Below are 13055 nucleotides of genomic sequence, written 5' to 3'. Positions count from 1 at the left end.
TGAAATAAGAAAGCGAATAGCGGGAAGGAAGCTCAGCCGCTCAGCAGCCGGGCCGGCCAGATCACGAGCTGCGGGAACATGACCATCAGGAACATCATTCCGAACTCCGCGAGCGCAAAGGGCCACACGCCGCGCGTGAGCTCATCCATCTTCATGCGCCCGACGCCGGCCACCACGTTGAGCACGGTGCCTACCGGCGGCGTGATCAGGCCGATCGAGTTGTTGATGATGAACAGCACGCCGAAGTAGATCGGGTCGATGCCCGCGGCCTTGACCACCGGCATCAGCACCGGCGTGAGGATCAGGATGGTGGGCGTCATGTCCATTGCGGTGCCCACCGCCATCACCAGCACCATGATCACGATCATCAGCAGCATCGGGCTTGCGATCAGCGGCTCGAGCAGCGCCACCAGCTTGGCCGGCAGGTCGCCCACGGTGATGAGCCAGGCCGAAACCATGGCCGCCGCAACCAGGAACATCACGATCGCGCTGGTCTTGGCGGCCGACACGAACATGGCGTAGAACTGCGACGGCTTGAGCTCGCGGTAGACCACCGTGGCCACGAAGATCGCGTAGACCGCGGCCACCACGGCCGCCTCCGTGGGCGTGAAGATGCCGAAGCGCAAGCCTACGAGGATGATCAGCGGCAGCAGCAGCGCCCAGGTCGCTTCGCGCAGCGCGGTGAGCATCTCGCCTCTGGACTTGCGCGGCGGCGGCAGCACCTTTTCCTTGCGCACCAGCCACCACCACGTGAACCAGAGCGAGGCGCCGATCAAGATGCCCGGGAAGATGCCCGCCAGGAACAGCTTGGAGATCGACACGTTGGCGGCCACACCGAAGATCACGAATCCGATAGAGGGTGGAATGATCGGGCCGATCACGCCGGAGGCCGCGATCAGGCCGCCCGAGCGCGCCTTGTCGTGCCCCGCAGCCACCATCATCGGGATCAGCAGCGCCGAGAGCGCGGCCGCATCGGCCACCGCGGAGCCCGACAGCGCCGAGAGGATGCAGGCCGCGACGATGGCCACATAGCCGAGCCCGCCGCGCACGTGCCCCACCACCGCCAGCGCCAGGTTCACGATGCGCCGCGACAGGCCGCCCTGGTTCATGGCCTCGCCGGCCAACATGAAGAAGGGCACGGCCAGGAGCGGAAAGCTGTCGGCGCCGTTGATCACGTTCTGCGCGAGGATCTGCGCATCGAACAGGTCGAGGTGCCACATCAGCGCAACGCCGCACAGCAGCAGCGAATAGGCGATCGGCACGCCGATGGCCATGGCACCCAGCAGGGCACCGAGGAAGATGGCGATCGTCATGTCAGTTGCCTCGTGCGCCGCTGCCGCCGCGGAGGCCAGCAGAGGCCTCTTCGGCATCGCGCCGCGCGAGCTCGGCGTTGATGCGGTCGATGTCGCCCTGCTCTTCCGACTCATGCACCATGACCAGTTCGGCGTCACTGAGCTTTCCGGTCACTGCACGCCATAGGTCGTACAGCAGGAACACGATGGCCGAGACGCCGAACACCACGCCGACAAAATAGAAGATGCCGACCGAGGCACCGGTGGTAGGTGCGCTCACGTCCCAGTTGATGAGCGTCTGCTGCCAGCTGCCCGTGAGCAGCAGGTACGAGGCGAACAGCATCAACCCGTGCGACAGATACAGGCACAGCTTCTTGCCCCAGGTGGGCAGCTTCGAGATCAGCATGTCGGTGCCCAGGTGGCCGTGCTCGCGCACCGCGACGATGGCACCCAGAAAGGTCATCCAGACGAAGAGCCAGCGCGACACCTCTTCCGACACGGTAATGCCCGAGTTGAAGCCATAGCGCAGAACCACGTTGCCGAACACCATCAGCACCATGATGGCCAGCATCAGCGCCATGAGCCCTTCGAGCCCGCGGCAGTACCACGAGAAGATTCTTGTCATTGTTCTTTTGCCTCTTGTTGAAATTGTTCCGCTCGGCGCCGCGCCGCAAGCACCTTCAGGCGACGTTGTCGGAGCGATAGCGCAGAGGGGCGGCAATCTCCGCATGCATGGCGGGCGGATAGATGATCTCGCGCAGAAAATCCGCGTCCTTGCGCAGGCCCTGCGCCGCCTCGGCATGGCCGAAGTACGCGAAGTAGTGCGGCATCTGCTGGATCAGCATTTCGAAGCCGGCCTGCGCGTTGAGGCCGCGGGCACGCGCGGCGCGCACCAGCGGTGTCGGCTGGTTGCGCAGCAAGATGTCGAACAGCGCGGCGTGGGGCTCCATGCGCGCAACGTCGACCGGCAGGGCGTCGGCTTCTTCCAACCCTTGCGAAGTGGCATTGATGACCAGGTCGTAGCCCTCGGGTGCATTGCTGTCGACCGCCACCACGTTGGCATCGAAGAACGCATCGAGCTTGGCCGCCACGCCGGCCGCCTTGCCGGCCGAGGTGTCGTACAGGGCGATGTGCTCCGCGCCATCGACGGTGCCGCCTTCGGCCAGCGCAACGCCGATGGCCGCCGCGCTCACGCCGGCGCCGAGGATCAGCACCCGCTTGCCGCGGAACGGAATGTTGAAATGATCGAGCGCGCCCAGCAGGCCCTCGCCGTCGAACAGGTCGCCCTCGAGTTCGTTGTTCTCGATGCGGCGCACCACGTTGACCGAGCCCGCCACCCGCCCGAACAGGCCGCACCCATCGAGCAAATCGACCGCCAGCGGCTTGTGCGGCGGCGCAATAACCATGCCGCGCACGTTGCGGGCCAGGAACGCCGACTTGAGGAACACCGCAAAGTCGCGCAGCGGCACCTGCATGGGCACCAGCACCGCGTCGATGCCGAAGCGCTCGAACACGGCGTTGAACATCTTCGGCAGGCGCACGTTGCGCACGGGGTCGCCGGGGATCAGGTACGCCAAAGTGCTGCCGGTGATGGAGGTGGTCATGTCTTGCCTCTTTTGTGCGGCAATCGCTCCAAAGCCATCGCCAGGGCGCACTTTATCCACCTTGGCCCGCAAACCCGTCTCCCTTCGCACCAGAAATGCACGACTATCGTCTTGATGCGTTCGTTCATCGCACAAAAACAGGGTTAATCCCGATGAGAGGGGAGCGCGGCAGCGCCGCCGGCACGGCAAACTCCCGCACCATGAGCACCGATCTCACCGACCTTTCCCCCGCGCCGCCCGGGCTCGACAAGCGCGACTGGATCGCCGGCCTGGAGCGCGGCGTGAACATCATCGAAGCCTTCGACGACGCCCACCCTCGCCTGACCGCCAGCCAGGCCGGCGAGCGCACCGGCATGACCCGCACGGCTGCGCGCCGCTACCTGCTGACGCTGCAGCACATGGGCTATGTGGCCAGCGACGGCAAGCTCTTTTGGCTCACGCCGCGCGTGCTGCGGCTGGGGCAGTCGTACCTCGACTCGGCGCGGCTGCCGCGCATCGTCCAGCCGTTTCTGCAGCGCGTGGCCGCCGGCACGAACGAGATCGCCTACCTCAGCGTGATGGACGGTGACGAGGTCGTCTACATCGCGCGCAACGGCCCCAACCGAAGCATGAGCACGGGCTACGTGCTCGGCGCGCGCGTGCCGGCGCAGGTGACGGCCGCGGGCATGCTGATGCTGGCGCTGCGCGGCGACGCCGAGTTGGCCGAATGGCTCGCCACGCGTGAGCTGCAGGTGTTCACCTCGCACACCATCGCAAGCAAGGAGCGCATGAAGCTCGAGCTGGCGCGCATCCGCGCACAAGGCTGGGCATTGTCGGAGCAGCAGCTCGACCTGAACTCGCGCGGCATTGCGGTGCCGCTGCGCGACCGGCACGGCATGCTGCTGGGCGCGCTCAACATCACCATGCCCATGGGTCACGAAAGCTCCGAAGACGCGGTGGCGCGCGTGCTGCCGGTGCTGCGCGAGACGGCGCAGGCCATGCGCAACCTGATCTGACCGGGCAATTTGCGACCACACTCGTCGGGCAAGATGCTCCCCTCACACAAAAGCAACGGAGACAAATTCATGTCCGACAACTTCCTCCTGAACGACCAACAGTCCACGCGCCGCCAATGGCTGCAAGGCGGCGGCGCGCTGGCGCTTGGCGGGCTGCTGCCTTCGATGACCTCCGCCCAGGCCACCTGGCCCAGCAAGTCGATCCGCTTCGTGGTGCCTTTTGCGCCAGGCGGCAGTTCGGAAATCGTGGCGCGCTCCACAGCCGCCGAACTTTCGCGCACGCTGGGGCAAAGCGTGTTCGTCGACAACAAGCCCGGCGCCGCCGGCAACATTGCCATGAGCGAAGTGGCGCGTGCCACCGACCAGCACACCTTGATCCTCGGGCACATCGGCACGCTCGCGGTCAACCCCTACATCTTTGCCAAGCTGCCCTACGACGCGAACAAGGATTTCAAGCCCGTGAGCCTGCTGGCCAAGGTGCCCAGCCTGTACGTGGTGCACCCCGACGTACCGGCGCAGAACCTGAAGGAGTTCATCGCCTACGCCAAGTCGAAGCCGGGCAAGCTGAGCTACGGGTCGGCGGGCAACGGCAGCGCGGGCCACCTGGCTTTCGAGTACCTCAAGATGACGGCCAACGTCTTCATGCTGCATGTGCCCTACCGCGGCACCGGCCCCATGGTGACCGACCTGCTCTCGGGGCGCCTCGATGCCTCGGCCATCGGGGCGGCGGCCATTCTTCCGTTCATCAAGAGCGGCAAGGTGCGTTGCATTGCCACGGGTTCGGCCAAGCGCCTGCCGCAATTGCCTGACGTGGGCACGGTGGCCGAGCAAGGCTTTCCGGGCTTCGAGATGACGCAGTGGTACGGCATGCTCGCGCCGGCCAGCATCGAGGCCGCGCAACTGGCCAAGCTCTCCGCCGAGACGATGAAGGCCGTGAAATCGCCCGACTCCATGCAGCGGCTGACGGGCGATGCGGCCGAAGCCATCGGCGGCACGCCCGAACAGTTCGCGCAGTTCATTGCGGCCGAACAGGCGCGTTGGCAAAAGGTGATTGCAAGGGCCAACATCAAGCCGGACTGAGCCGCGCCTGGACGGCCTCGCGCTGCGCACTTACGCCGAAGGGCGCGCCAGCGTTGCGAGCTTCTTCTTCGCGCTTTGCAGAAGGCCGACCTTCTCGACGGGCGGTTGAGCCTTCGTATCTCCGAGCGCAATGATTTCGAGCGCGCCCGGTGCCGCCAGCTTCGACGCAAGCGAGTCGCGCGGCGTGAGGCTGTTGAACTTCGCGCTCGAGATGACATGCATCTTCAGATGGCGGTGGATGTTCTTCGACAGCTTCTGGCACGCAGCCTTCATGGCGGATTCATCGGGCATCAGCTGGCCGTGCACGACGAGGAGCTCCAGGGTGCCGTCCTTGTCCTCTTGCAGGATGAAGGCGCGCATGACCGAGTCCTTGAACCTGCTGCGCAGCATGGCGCGGACCGGTTCGGCTGCGGCAAAAGACTTGAGCGCAATGTTGCGCAACTCGTCGTGGAAGATGAACGTGCGGTCGACCGAGATGGTCTCGGCCTCGCCCGCCTTCGGCTTGTTTCGCTTCAGGATGCCGCTGCCGACAAGGTGCTCCAGCGTGCGCCCCGCATCGTCCGGGTCGAGTTTCGAACGCTTGGCCAGCTCACTGGAAGAAAACGGTTGGCCGGGCGCCGCGTAGGCAACCATCAGTAGCTTTTGTACTTCGGGGGCGAAGAGGAAATCTGCGGCACTCATTTTTGCGGTTCGGTTCTCTGCTAACGAACTGCATTATCGAAACTCTCGTCTCGGCCCATCCGAAACCGTCCAAGCGACTTTCTCCGCGGCGTTTTCGAGGCGTATTCCGTCGTGGCGCATGGCGCAGGCCTACAAGGGGGACCGGCTGCGGCCAGTAGAACCGCTGAACACTCACAAGGAACTTCAGCCATGGGCCTCGAACAGACGATCGGCAAGACCGGGCAACCGGATATTGCGCAAGGCTCCAGCCGTTACTGGGCGCCTTGCCTGGGTGTGGCTCTGGTAGCGGTGTCGCTTTTCTATGTCACCTTGAAAGACCTGGTTCAAGAGAGCGCCGCACGCGCGCCCGGGTTGGCACCTGCAGTTATGCCGGCGCATGTCGAGCCCGCCGCCGGCTCGCGGGCGTTGCCGAGTGAAGTGGCCCGCTCGTCCCCTGAACCGGTCATGCCCATGTCCCCTTACGCGCCCGCTTATGCGCCGCTCGCAAACGCGAACTTCGGGCCCCCTGTAGTCGCTCCGGCGGGGGCGCCCGCCAAGGCCGCACCGGCCGTGGTCGAGGTGCACAAGTGCGTCATGCCCGAAGGCGAAGCAAGCTATTCCGATGGACCTTGCCCCGAAGGCGCGCAAGCGAGCACGTTGCGGCTGCCGCGCGGCGTGCACGCATCCGCAAGCTTGTGAGCTGCGCAAGCCCCTAGGCCGCCTTCAGGAACACGTCGTGGTCGGGCGCGAAATTGGCGTGCAACGGCAGCATGGCCCCACCCAGCGCACAGGCCTGCGCGCCCAGCCTGCCCCCATGCAGCTGCGGCGGCCAGAGCCCTTCCCAGTTGCACCGGGCCAGCGCCGCGCGCGTCTGTTCGAGCAGCGCCTGCAGCAGCGAGCGTGACATCGAACCGTCCATCACCACATCGGCCAGGTCGAGCACCGCCGTGCTGCTCACGATGGCATGGGCCAAGGCCAGCGAAGCAGAGCCCAGCCACGCCTGCGTGACCGCGGCATGCGGCGCCTGCAGCGCACGGTCGTCATACGCGGCAGTGGTGTCCAGCCCTTGCGCCTGCAGCCGCTGCTCCAGCTCCCAGAGCGAAGCCTCGGCCATGACCTGCGGCGGCAGCGCGCCACCGGGCCGCACCGATTGCATCGGCAACGAGGCCAATGCTCCCGCATTGCCGTGCGCGCCGGTGTGCAGGTGCGAATCGATGACCAGCCCGCCACCCACGAAGGTGTCGACGAAGATGTACAAGAAGCTCTTCAGGTCGTGACCGCGCCCGCCGACCAGTTCGGCCACGCAGGCGGCCACCGTGTCGCGCGCAAAGCTCACCGGCACATCGGTGCGCGCCCTCACCTCGGCCAGCAGGTCCATCTGGTTCCACTCGTCCGACTGCGCCTTCGACAGGCCCAGCGTGCGGTGCCAGCCGCCAAGCAGGAAAGGCGCGGCCAGCCCCACGCCCACGTTGCGCACAGCCAGCGGCCCGAGCCCGTCGCGCAGGCGATGGATGTGCTCGGCAATGGCGGGCAGCAGCGCCTGCGCATCCGGAAAGTCGTAACCCATGGCATGCCGTTCGCGCACCTGTGCGGCAAAGTCGATCAGCAACCATTCGGCGCCGCGCCGTCCCACCTTGATGCCGATGGCAAAGGCGCCGTCCGGGTTCAGCGCCAGCGGCACCGACGGCTGTCCGATGCGGCCGCGCACGCGGCCCTGCTTCACGATGAGCTGGTCTTCCTCGAGCCGGGCGGTAATGAGCCCGATGGTCTGCGCGCTCAGCCCGGTCAGCCGCGCGAGGTCGGCCTTCGGCAGGCTGGTGTGAACGCGCAGGGCCTGCAGCACCACGCGCTCGTTGAACTGGCGCATGCCCACCTGGTTGGAGCCGCGCGGGCGCAACAGGTCGGGCGGGCGCATGGCGGCTTCTGCATCAGGCATGCGCCTCCGCGGGCAGTTGGTCGGCCGTCATGGCGCCGGTCATCACGGCCACCGTGTCGCTCATGCTGATGTTCTTCGGGTTGAGCACCGCCGCGCGCTTGCCGAGCCGCGCCACGTGGATGCGGTCGGCCACCTCGAACACATGCGGCATGTTGTGGCTGATGAGCACCACGGGCAGGCCGCGGTCGCGCACGCGGCGGATCAGCTCGAGCACCATGTTGCCCTCCTTCACGCCGAGTGCGGCGGTGGGCTCGTCCATGATGACCACATGCCGCGCGAAGGCTGCACTGCGCGCCACGGCCACGCACTGGCGCTGTCCGCCAGAAAGCGTTTCGACCGCCTGCGTCATCGACTGGATGCCGACCTTCAGGTCTGCCATGCGCGCGGCGCTTTCCTGCAGCATCTTTTTCTTGTCGAGCATGCGCAGCACGTTGCCCATGAAGCCCGGGCGGCGCAGCTCGCGGCCGAGAAAGAGGTTTTCGTAGATGGTCATGGCGGGGGCCACGGCCAGGTCCTGGTAAACCGTTTCGATGCCCGCGCGGCGCGCGTCGAGCGGGTTGCGAAAATGCACCGGCGCACCGTCAAGCAGGATCTCGCCTTCGTCCGGCACCACCGCGCCCGAGAGCGCCTTGATGAGCGAAGACTTGCCCGCGCCGTTGTCGCCGATCACCGCGAGGATTTCTCCTTCGCGAAGCTCGAAGTCGACCCCGTCGAGCGCCGTCACCTGGCCGTAGCGCTTGACCAGGCCCTTGGCCTGCATCACGACCTTGGCGGATTGAGGATTGGCCACGGCATTCATCAGCGTGCTCCCCGGCGCGAGAGTTGATCGGCCGCCACCGCAAGAATCACCAGCACGCCCGTTACCAGCACCTGGTAGATCGACGAGACGCCCATGAGCGTCAGCCCGTTGCGGAACACGCCGACGATGAGCACGCCGATGAGCGAGCCCAGCACGATGCCGCGCCCGCCGAACAGGCTGGTGCCGCCGAGCACCACGGCCGTGATCGCGTCGAGGTTCTCGGTCTGCCCCGCGTTCGGGTCGCCCACGCCGGTGCGCGCCACCGACAGCAGCGAGGCAATGCCGTAGAGCACGCCCGCGGCCACGTACACGCCCAGCAGAACCCGCTGCGTGGGAATGCCGACCAGGCGCGTCGCCTCGGCGTTGTTGCCCACCGCATAGATGTGCCGGCCCGCGGCCGTCTCGCGCAATACGAACCATGCGAGCGCATACAGCACCACCATCAGCACAACGCCCCACGCCACCTCGGTGTTGCCGATGGCAAACGTGGTGCCAAGCCCCGTGAGGCCGGCGGGCAGGTCGGTGATGGTCTGTGAGGACGAGTACAGCTGCGTGATCGCGAACGCGATGTTCAGCGTACCCAGCGTCACGATGAACGGCGGCAGCTTGATGCGCGTGACCAGCAAGCCGTTGAGCAGACCGAACAACGTGGTCACGCCAATGCCGCACAAGATGGCCACCGGCACCGGCAGGCCGAGTTCGGTGGCGAACTTGGTCATGATGATGCTGCCCAGCGCCATCACCATGCCGCACGACAGGTCGATGCCCGCTGTGAGAATGATCAGCGTCTGGCCGATGGCGATCACGCCGACCACCATCACCTGCTGCATGATCAGCGAGAGGTTGCCGCCCGTCAGGAAGCGGTCGGACTGCGTCGCAAAGAAGATGCATGCGCCAAGCAGGGCCAGCCACGGCCCCAGGGCGCCCCACGGAATGTGGTGCGTCGGAGATTTCGCCATCAGGTGCTCCGGGCCTTGATTACTTCTTGCCCCAGCACAGCTCGGCGCCGGTCTTGGTGTCCTTGCTGTCGACGCCCGGCACGCTCTTGCCGGCAATGAGGGTCACGCCCGTGTCCACATAGCCCGAGGCCTTCTTGCCCGTCTTGGCAAACTCCACGCCCGCCGCCACGCCCATGGCCGCCATCTTGAGCGGGTACTGCTGCGAAGTGGCCGCGATGATGCCGGCGTTGGTGTCCTTGATGCCCTGGCAACCGCCGTCCACCGAGACGATCATCACGCCCTTCTCCTTGCCCGCGCGCTTCAGTGCGTTGTAGGCACCGGCCGCCGCGGGCTCGTTGATGGTGTAGACCAGGTTCACGTCGGGCGCCCTCTGCAGGCAGTTTTCCATTGCCGTCTGCGCCTTGGCCTGGTCGCCGAAGCTGTCGGCCATGCACACGATTTCAGGTGCCTTCGACAACTCGTTCGACTTGGCGTCGTTCGCCTGCAGGCCGAAGCCCTTCATGAAACCGTTGTGCCGCTGCGCGCCCACCGGGTGGCCCGGCAGCAGGTCGAGCGCGACGATCTTCGCCGGCTTGCCGGCCATCGCGGCCTTGGCGTATTCGCCGATCAGAACGCCGGCCGTGTAGTTGTTGGTGGCAAAGAGCGCATCGGTCGCCTCCGGCGGATCGGCCGGGCTGTCGAGCGCAATCACCATCACGCCCTTGTCGCGCGCCTTCTTGATCGCCGGCACGATGGCCTTGGCGTCGCTCGGCGTGATGAGGATGGTCTTGGCACCCGCGGCAATCATGTTTTCCATGGCCGTGATCTGGCCCGCGTTGTCGCCGTCGGCCTTGCCCGCGCCCGAAAGGAGCTTGGCGCCGAGCTTCTTGGCCTCTTCCTGCGCGCCCTCTTTCATCTTGACGAAGAAGGGATTGGTCTCGGTCTTGGTGACAAGGCCGATGACCGGCTGGTCGGCGGCAAAGGCGGCGGACGAAGCAGCCAGGGACATGGCCGCCAGGGCCAGGATGGAGCGGGAGCTGAGCATGTGTGTGTCTCCGTGGTCAGGCGGCGATGCGCCTGCGGTCTTGGGATCCGGATGCGGGCCGTGGAAGGCGTGTGGCATCCGGGCGCAGGGAGACTATCGAACAGCGAAGGGACTAAATCAAGTGGATTTAGTTATGGGAAACCCGAAGGTTGAACGGTGGATACTTCGCAAGGAAGAAGTGCTCGGCGCGGCCGGGCTTGATCGGGCTGCTTTGCGTGCGGTGAGCGATTGGGCCGGCGCCCGCATTTCGCCGATGCGGCCAAAGAAGCTGTCGGCGGACTCACACCCTGGCCCCGCGCTCCAGCCGTTCGAGCCTAATCACCCGCCAGGCGCACAGGCTGCCCACCACCGCCAGCAAGGCCGCCAGCGCGAACATGGTGCGGTAGCCAAGCTCCTGCGCCACCGCGCCGCCGAGCAGCACGCCCAACACACCACCAAAGCCGTAGCCGATCACCGTGAACAGCGCCTGCCCCCGCCCGCGCAGCCGGCCGGGGAAGCGGCGCGACACCACGGCAATGCAGGTAGTGTGGTGCGCCGCAAAACTCAGCGCATGCAGCCACTGCGCAATGACGAGCGCCGCGATGGAGCCGCCCAGCCCGGCCGTGAGGCCCAGCCGCGCCACGGCGGCAATGCCGCACACCAGCATCCAGCGCGGCATGGGCAAGAGGCCGATGAGCCGCCCCTGCAGAAAGAACCAGACGATCTCGGCCACCACCGAGAGCGCCCACAGCAGGCCGATGACGCTCTTGCCGTAGCCGAGCGAATCGAGGTACAGCGAGAAAAATGCGTACACCGAAAAGTGCGACATCACCTGGAAGAACAGCGCCGCAAAGAACCACCGCACCGCCGGAATGCGCAGCACCGGGCCGATGGGCTCCTTCACCGCATCATGGGCAGCCACCGGCTCGCGGATGTCCGGCAGCTTCATGGTCGCAATCAGCACGACGGCCAACGTGCCCGCCGCCCAGGCCGGAAAGTGCTTCATGCCGAAGCGCTCGAACCACTCGCCTGCAAAGAACACCGTCACCAAAAAGCCAGCCGAGCCGCACAGGCGAATGCGCCCGTAGCGCCCCCAGTCGCCGGCCACGAGCTGCGCCATGGCGGCCTCGGTGAGCGACATCATCGAGCTGGTGTGGGTGAACATCACCAGCAGCACCAGCGCCAGCCACCACGCGCCGCCACTCCACCAGAGCCCGAACGAACTGGCCAGCGCCACCGCGGCACTGAAGCGCAGCAGCATCACGCGGTGGCCGGTGTGGTCGCTGAGCGCGCCCCATGCGTAGGGCGCGAACACGCGGGTGATCGACTGCACGGAAGCCAGCAGGCTGATCGTGAAGATCGGCAGCCCCAGGTCCTGCAGCCACAGCGGCAGGTAGGGGTTGAAGAAACCGATGTGCGCGAAATAGCTGGCCGACAGACCAGCAAACGCCAACAGGTGGCCGCGTCCGGCGGCCACTGGTGGCGGGGCGGACACTAGAGGAAAGACGCCTGCGGCGAGGCAGCTTCGGTCTTGTCGGCTTCGGCCTTTTGCTGCTGCTGCACGTCGCCGCACTGCGCACGGTTGCGCAGCACATGCTCCATGACCACCAGCGCGAGCATGGCTTCGGCGATGGGCGTGGCACGAATGCCGACGCACGGGTCATGGCGGCCCTTGGTGACCACCTCGACCGGGTTGTTGTGAATGTCGATGGACTGGCGCGGGCTGATGATCGAGCTGGTGGGCTTGATCGCGATGCTCACTTCGAGGTCTTGCCCCGAACTGATGCCGCCGAGAATGCCGCCCGCGTTGTTGGTGACAAACCCGGTCGGCGTGATCGAGTCGCCATGCGTGGTGCCGCGCTGGGTGATGCTCTCGAAGCCGGCGCCGATCTCGACCGCCTTCACCGCGTTGATGCCCATCATTGCGTAGGCAATCTCGGCGTCGAGCTTGTCGAACAGCGGCTCGCCAAGGCCGACGGGCACGTTGGTCGCCGTCACGCGGATGCGCGCGCCGCACGAATCGCCGGCCTTGCGCAGGCGATCCATGTACGACTCGAGCTCGCTCACGTCGGCAATCGGCGCGAAGAAGGGGTTGTTGGGCACGTGGTCCCAGTTCTCGAACGGAATGGCAATTTCGCCGATCTGCGTCATGCAGCCGCGAAACACCATGCCGTATTTTTCGGCCAGCCATTTCTTGGCAACCGCGCCGGCCGCCACCATGGGCGCCGTGAGACGCGCCGAAGAACGTCCGCCGCCGCGTGGATCGCGGATGCCGTACTTCTTCCAGTAGGTGAAGTCGGCATGGCCGGGGCGGAACTGCTGGGCGATCTGGCCGTAGTCCTTGCTGCGCTGGTCGGTGTTCTGGATCAGCAGCGCAATCGGGGTGCCGGTGGTCTTGCCTTCGTACACGCCGGAAAGAATCTGCACCGCGTCGGGCTCGTTGCGCTGGGTAACGTGGCGGCTGGTGCCGGGGCGCCGGCGGTCGAGGTCGCCCTGGATGTCGGCCTCGCTCAGTTCCATGCCCGGCGGGCAGCCGTCGATCACGCAGCCGATGGCCGGGCCGTGCGACTCGCCGAAATTGGTGACCGCGAAGAGAGTTCCGAATGTGTTGCCGCTCATGGCTGGGATTATCCCTACAAAGCGGCGGCCACTCAGTCAGTCGTGTTTTCCATGAAGAATTTGGCAACAGGGCCGCAGTCTTATGTTCGATGGCCCATTGCACAACCG

Annotated in this window: 13 protein-coding genes; 3 read left to right on the top strand and 10 right to left on the bottom strand. The window is 66.1% G+C overall.

What is annotated here, in order from left to right:
• Positions 1–32 precede the first annotated feature (32 nt).
• From EJI00_RS07045 to EJI00_RS07035, 3 genes are read right to left on the bottom strand one after another with little or no spacing between them, the layout of a single operon-like run.
• Positions 33–1313 carry a TRAP transporter large permease subunit gene (locus EJI00_RS07045; RefSeq protein WP_126746762.1) on the bottom strand — a complete coding sequence of 427 codons (1281 nt, stop codon included), beginning with the start codon at positions 1311–1313 and terminating at the stop codon, positions 33–35.
• A gap of 1 nt (position 1314) precedes the next feature.
• Complete coding sequence (locus EJI00_RS07040) at positions 1315–1917, bottom strand: TRAP transporter small permease (protein ID WP_126746761.1); 603 nt, start codon at positions 1915–1917, stop codon at positions 1315–1317.
• A 55-nt stretch (positions 1918–1972) separates the two neighbouring features.
• Positions 1973–2896 carry a shikimate dehydrogenase family protein gene (locus EJI00_RS07035; RefSeq protein ID WP_126746760.1) on the bottom strand — a complete coding sequence of 308 codons (924 nt, stop codon included), beginning with the start codon at positions 2894–2896 and terminating at the stop codon, positions 1973–1975.
• Positions 2897–3096: 200 nt separating this feature from the next.
• On the opposite strand from EJI00_RS07035, the gene EJI00_RS07030 reads away from it, so the two are divergent.
• Positions 3097–3891: an IclR family transcriptional regulator C-terminal domain-containing protein gene (locus tag EJI00_RS07030; protein ID WP_126746759.1), complete on the top strand. Its 795-nt coding sequence runs from the start codon at positions 3097–3099 to the stop codon at positions 3889–3891.
• A 69-nt stretch (positions 3892–3960) separates the two neighbouring features.
• Positions 3961–4971 (top strand): Bug family tripartite tricarboxylate transporter substrate binding protein, encoded by a 1011-nt coding sequence (locus EJI00_RS07025; RefSeq protein ID WP_126746758.1) that lies wholly within the window; start codon positions 3961–3963, stop codon positions 4969–4971.
• 30 nt (positions 4972–5001) lie between these two features.
• Here EJI00_RS07025 and EJI00_RS07020 read toward each other — a convergent pair whose 3' ends face one another.
• Positions 5002–5652, bottom strand: a complete 651-nt coding sequence (locus EJI00_RS07020; RefSeq protein WP_126746757.1) for a hypothetical protein — start codon at positions 5650–5652, stop codon at positions 5002–5004.
• 189 nt (positions 5653–5841) lie between these two features.
• Between EJI00_RS07020 and EJI00_RS07015 the strand changes: the two genes are divergently transcribed.
• Entirely contained in the window at positions 5842–6330 is a 489-nt protein-coding gene (locus tag EJI00_RS07015) for a hypothetical protein (RefSeq protein WP_126746756.1), read from the top strand.
• Positions 6331–6343: 13 nt separating this feature from the next.
• Here EJI00_RS07015 and EJI00_RS07010 read toward each other — a convergent pair whose 3' ends face one another.
• From EJI00_RS07010 to aroC, 6 genes are all read right to left on the bottom strand, one after another.
• Positions 6344–7567, bottom strand: coding sequence for an ROK family protein (locus EJI00_RS07010; RefSeq protein WP_126746755.1), 1224 nt, complete (start codon positions 7565–7567; stop codon positions 6344–6346).
• The gene (locus tag EJI00_RS07005) at positions 7560–8366 is read right to left on the bottom strand and encodes an ATP-binding cassette domain-containing protein (RefSeq protein ID WP_126746754.1); all 807 of its coding nucleotides are present in this window, start codon (positions 8364–8366) and stop codon (positions 7560–7562) included. The genes EJI00_RS07010 and EJI00_RS07005 overlap by 8 nt, the downstream gene beginning before the upstream one ends.
• Positions 8366–9325 carry an ABC transporter permease gene (locus EJI00_RS07000; RefSeq protein ID WP_126746753.1) on the bottom strand — a complete coding sequence of 320 codons (960 nt, stop codon included), beginning with the start codon at positions 9323–9325 and terminating at the stop codon, positions 8366–8368. Before EJI00_RS07000 ends, EJI00_RS07005 begins: the two co-directional genes overlap by 1 nt.
• Positions 9326–9344: 19 nt before the next feature.
• The gene (locus tag EJI00_RS06995; protein ID WP_126746752.1) at positions 9345–10349 is read right to left on the bottom strand and encodes a sugar ABC transporter substrate-binding protein; all 1005 of its coding nucleotides are present in this window, start codon (positions 10347–10349) and stop codon (positions 9345–9347) included.
• A 280-nt stretch (positions 10350–10629) separates the two neighbouring features.
• Positions 10630–11823 (bottom strand): MFS transporter, encoded by a 1194-nt coding sequence (locus tag EJI00_RS06990; RefSeq protein WP_126746751.1) that lies wholly within the window; start codon positions 11821–11823, stop codon positions 10630–10632.
• Positions 11823–12947: a chorismate synthase gene (gene aroC / locus EJI00_RS06985; protein WP_126746750.1), complete on the bottom strand. Its 1125-nt coding sequence runs from the start codon at positions 12945–12947 to the stop codon at positions 11823–11825. Before aroC ends, EJI00_RS06990 begins: the two co-directional genes overlap by 1 nt.
• Positions 12948–13055: the final 108 nt, after the last annotated feature.

This window comes from Variovorax sp. DXTD-1 (assembly GCF_003984625.1).
GTDB lineage: Bacteria > Pseudomonadota > Gammaproteobacteria > Burkholderiales > Burkholderiaceae_C > Variovorax.
The sequence above is the reverse complement of the archived record's forward strand: the minus strand, read 5'-3'. Positions and strand labels throughout refer to the sequence as shown.

Coding starts and splice junctions, on each gene's coding strand:
- EJI00_RS07045 (WP_126746762.1), bottom strand. CDS start 1,313: ATGACGATCGCCATCTTCCTCGGTGCCCTGCTGGGTGCCATGGCCATC.
- EJI00_RS07040 (WP_126746761.1), bottom strand. CDS start 1,917: ATGACAAGAATCTTCTCGTGGTACTGCCGCGGGCTCGAAGGGCTCATG.
- EJI00_RS07035 (WP_126746760.1), bottom strand. CDS start 2,896: ATGACCACCTCCATCACCGGCAGCACTTTGGCGTACCTGATCCCCGGC.
- EJI00_RS07030 (WP_126746759.1), top strand. CDS start 3,097: ATGAGCACCGATCTCACCGACCTTTCCCCCGCGCCGCCCGGGCTCGAC.
- EJI00_RS07025 (WP_126746758.1), top strand. CDS start 3,961: ATGTCCGACAACTTCCTCCTGAACGACCAACAGTCCACGCGCCGCCAA.
- EJI00_RS07020 (WP_126746757.1), bottom strand. CDS start 5,652: ATGAGTGCCGCAGATTTCCTCTTCGCCCCCGAAGTACAAAAGCTACTG.
- EJI00_RS07015 (WP_126746756.1), top strand. CDS start 5,842: ATGGGCCTCGAACAGACGATCGGCAAGACCGGGCAACCGGATATTGCG.
- EJI00_RS07010 (WP_126746755.1), bottom strand. CDS start 7,567: ATGCCTGATGCAGAAGCCGCCATGCGCCCGCCCGACCTGTTGCGCCCG.
- EJI00_RS07005 (WP_126746754.1), bottom strand. CDS start 8,366: ATGAATGCCGTGGCCAATCCTCAATCCGCCAAGGTCGTGATGCAGGCC.
- EJI00_RS07000 (WP_126746753.1), bottom strand. CDS start 9,325: ATGGCGAAATCTCCGACGCACCACATTCCGTGGGGCGCCCTGGGGCCG.
- EJI00_RS06995 (WP_126746752.1), bottom strand. CDS start 10,349: ATGCTCAGCTCCCGCTCCATCCTGGCCCTGGCGGCCATGTCCCTGGCT.
- aroC (WP_126746750.1), bottom strand. CDS start 12,947: ATGAGCGGCAACACATTCGGAACTCTCTTCGCGGTCACCAATTTCGGC.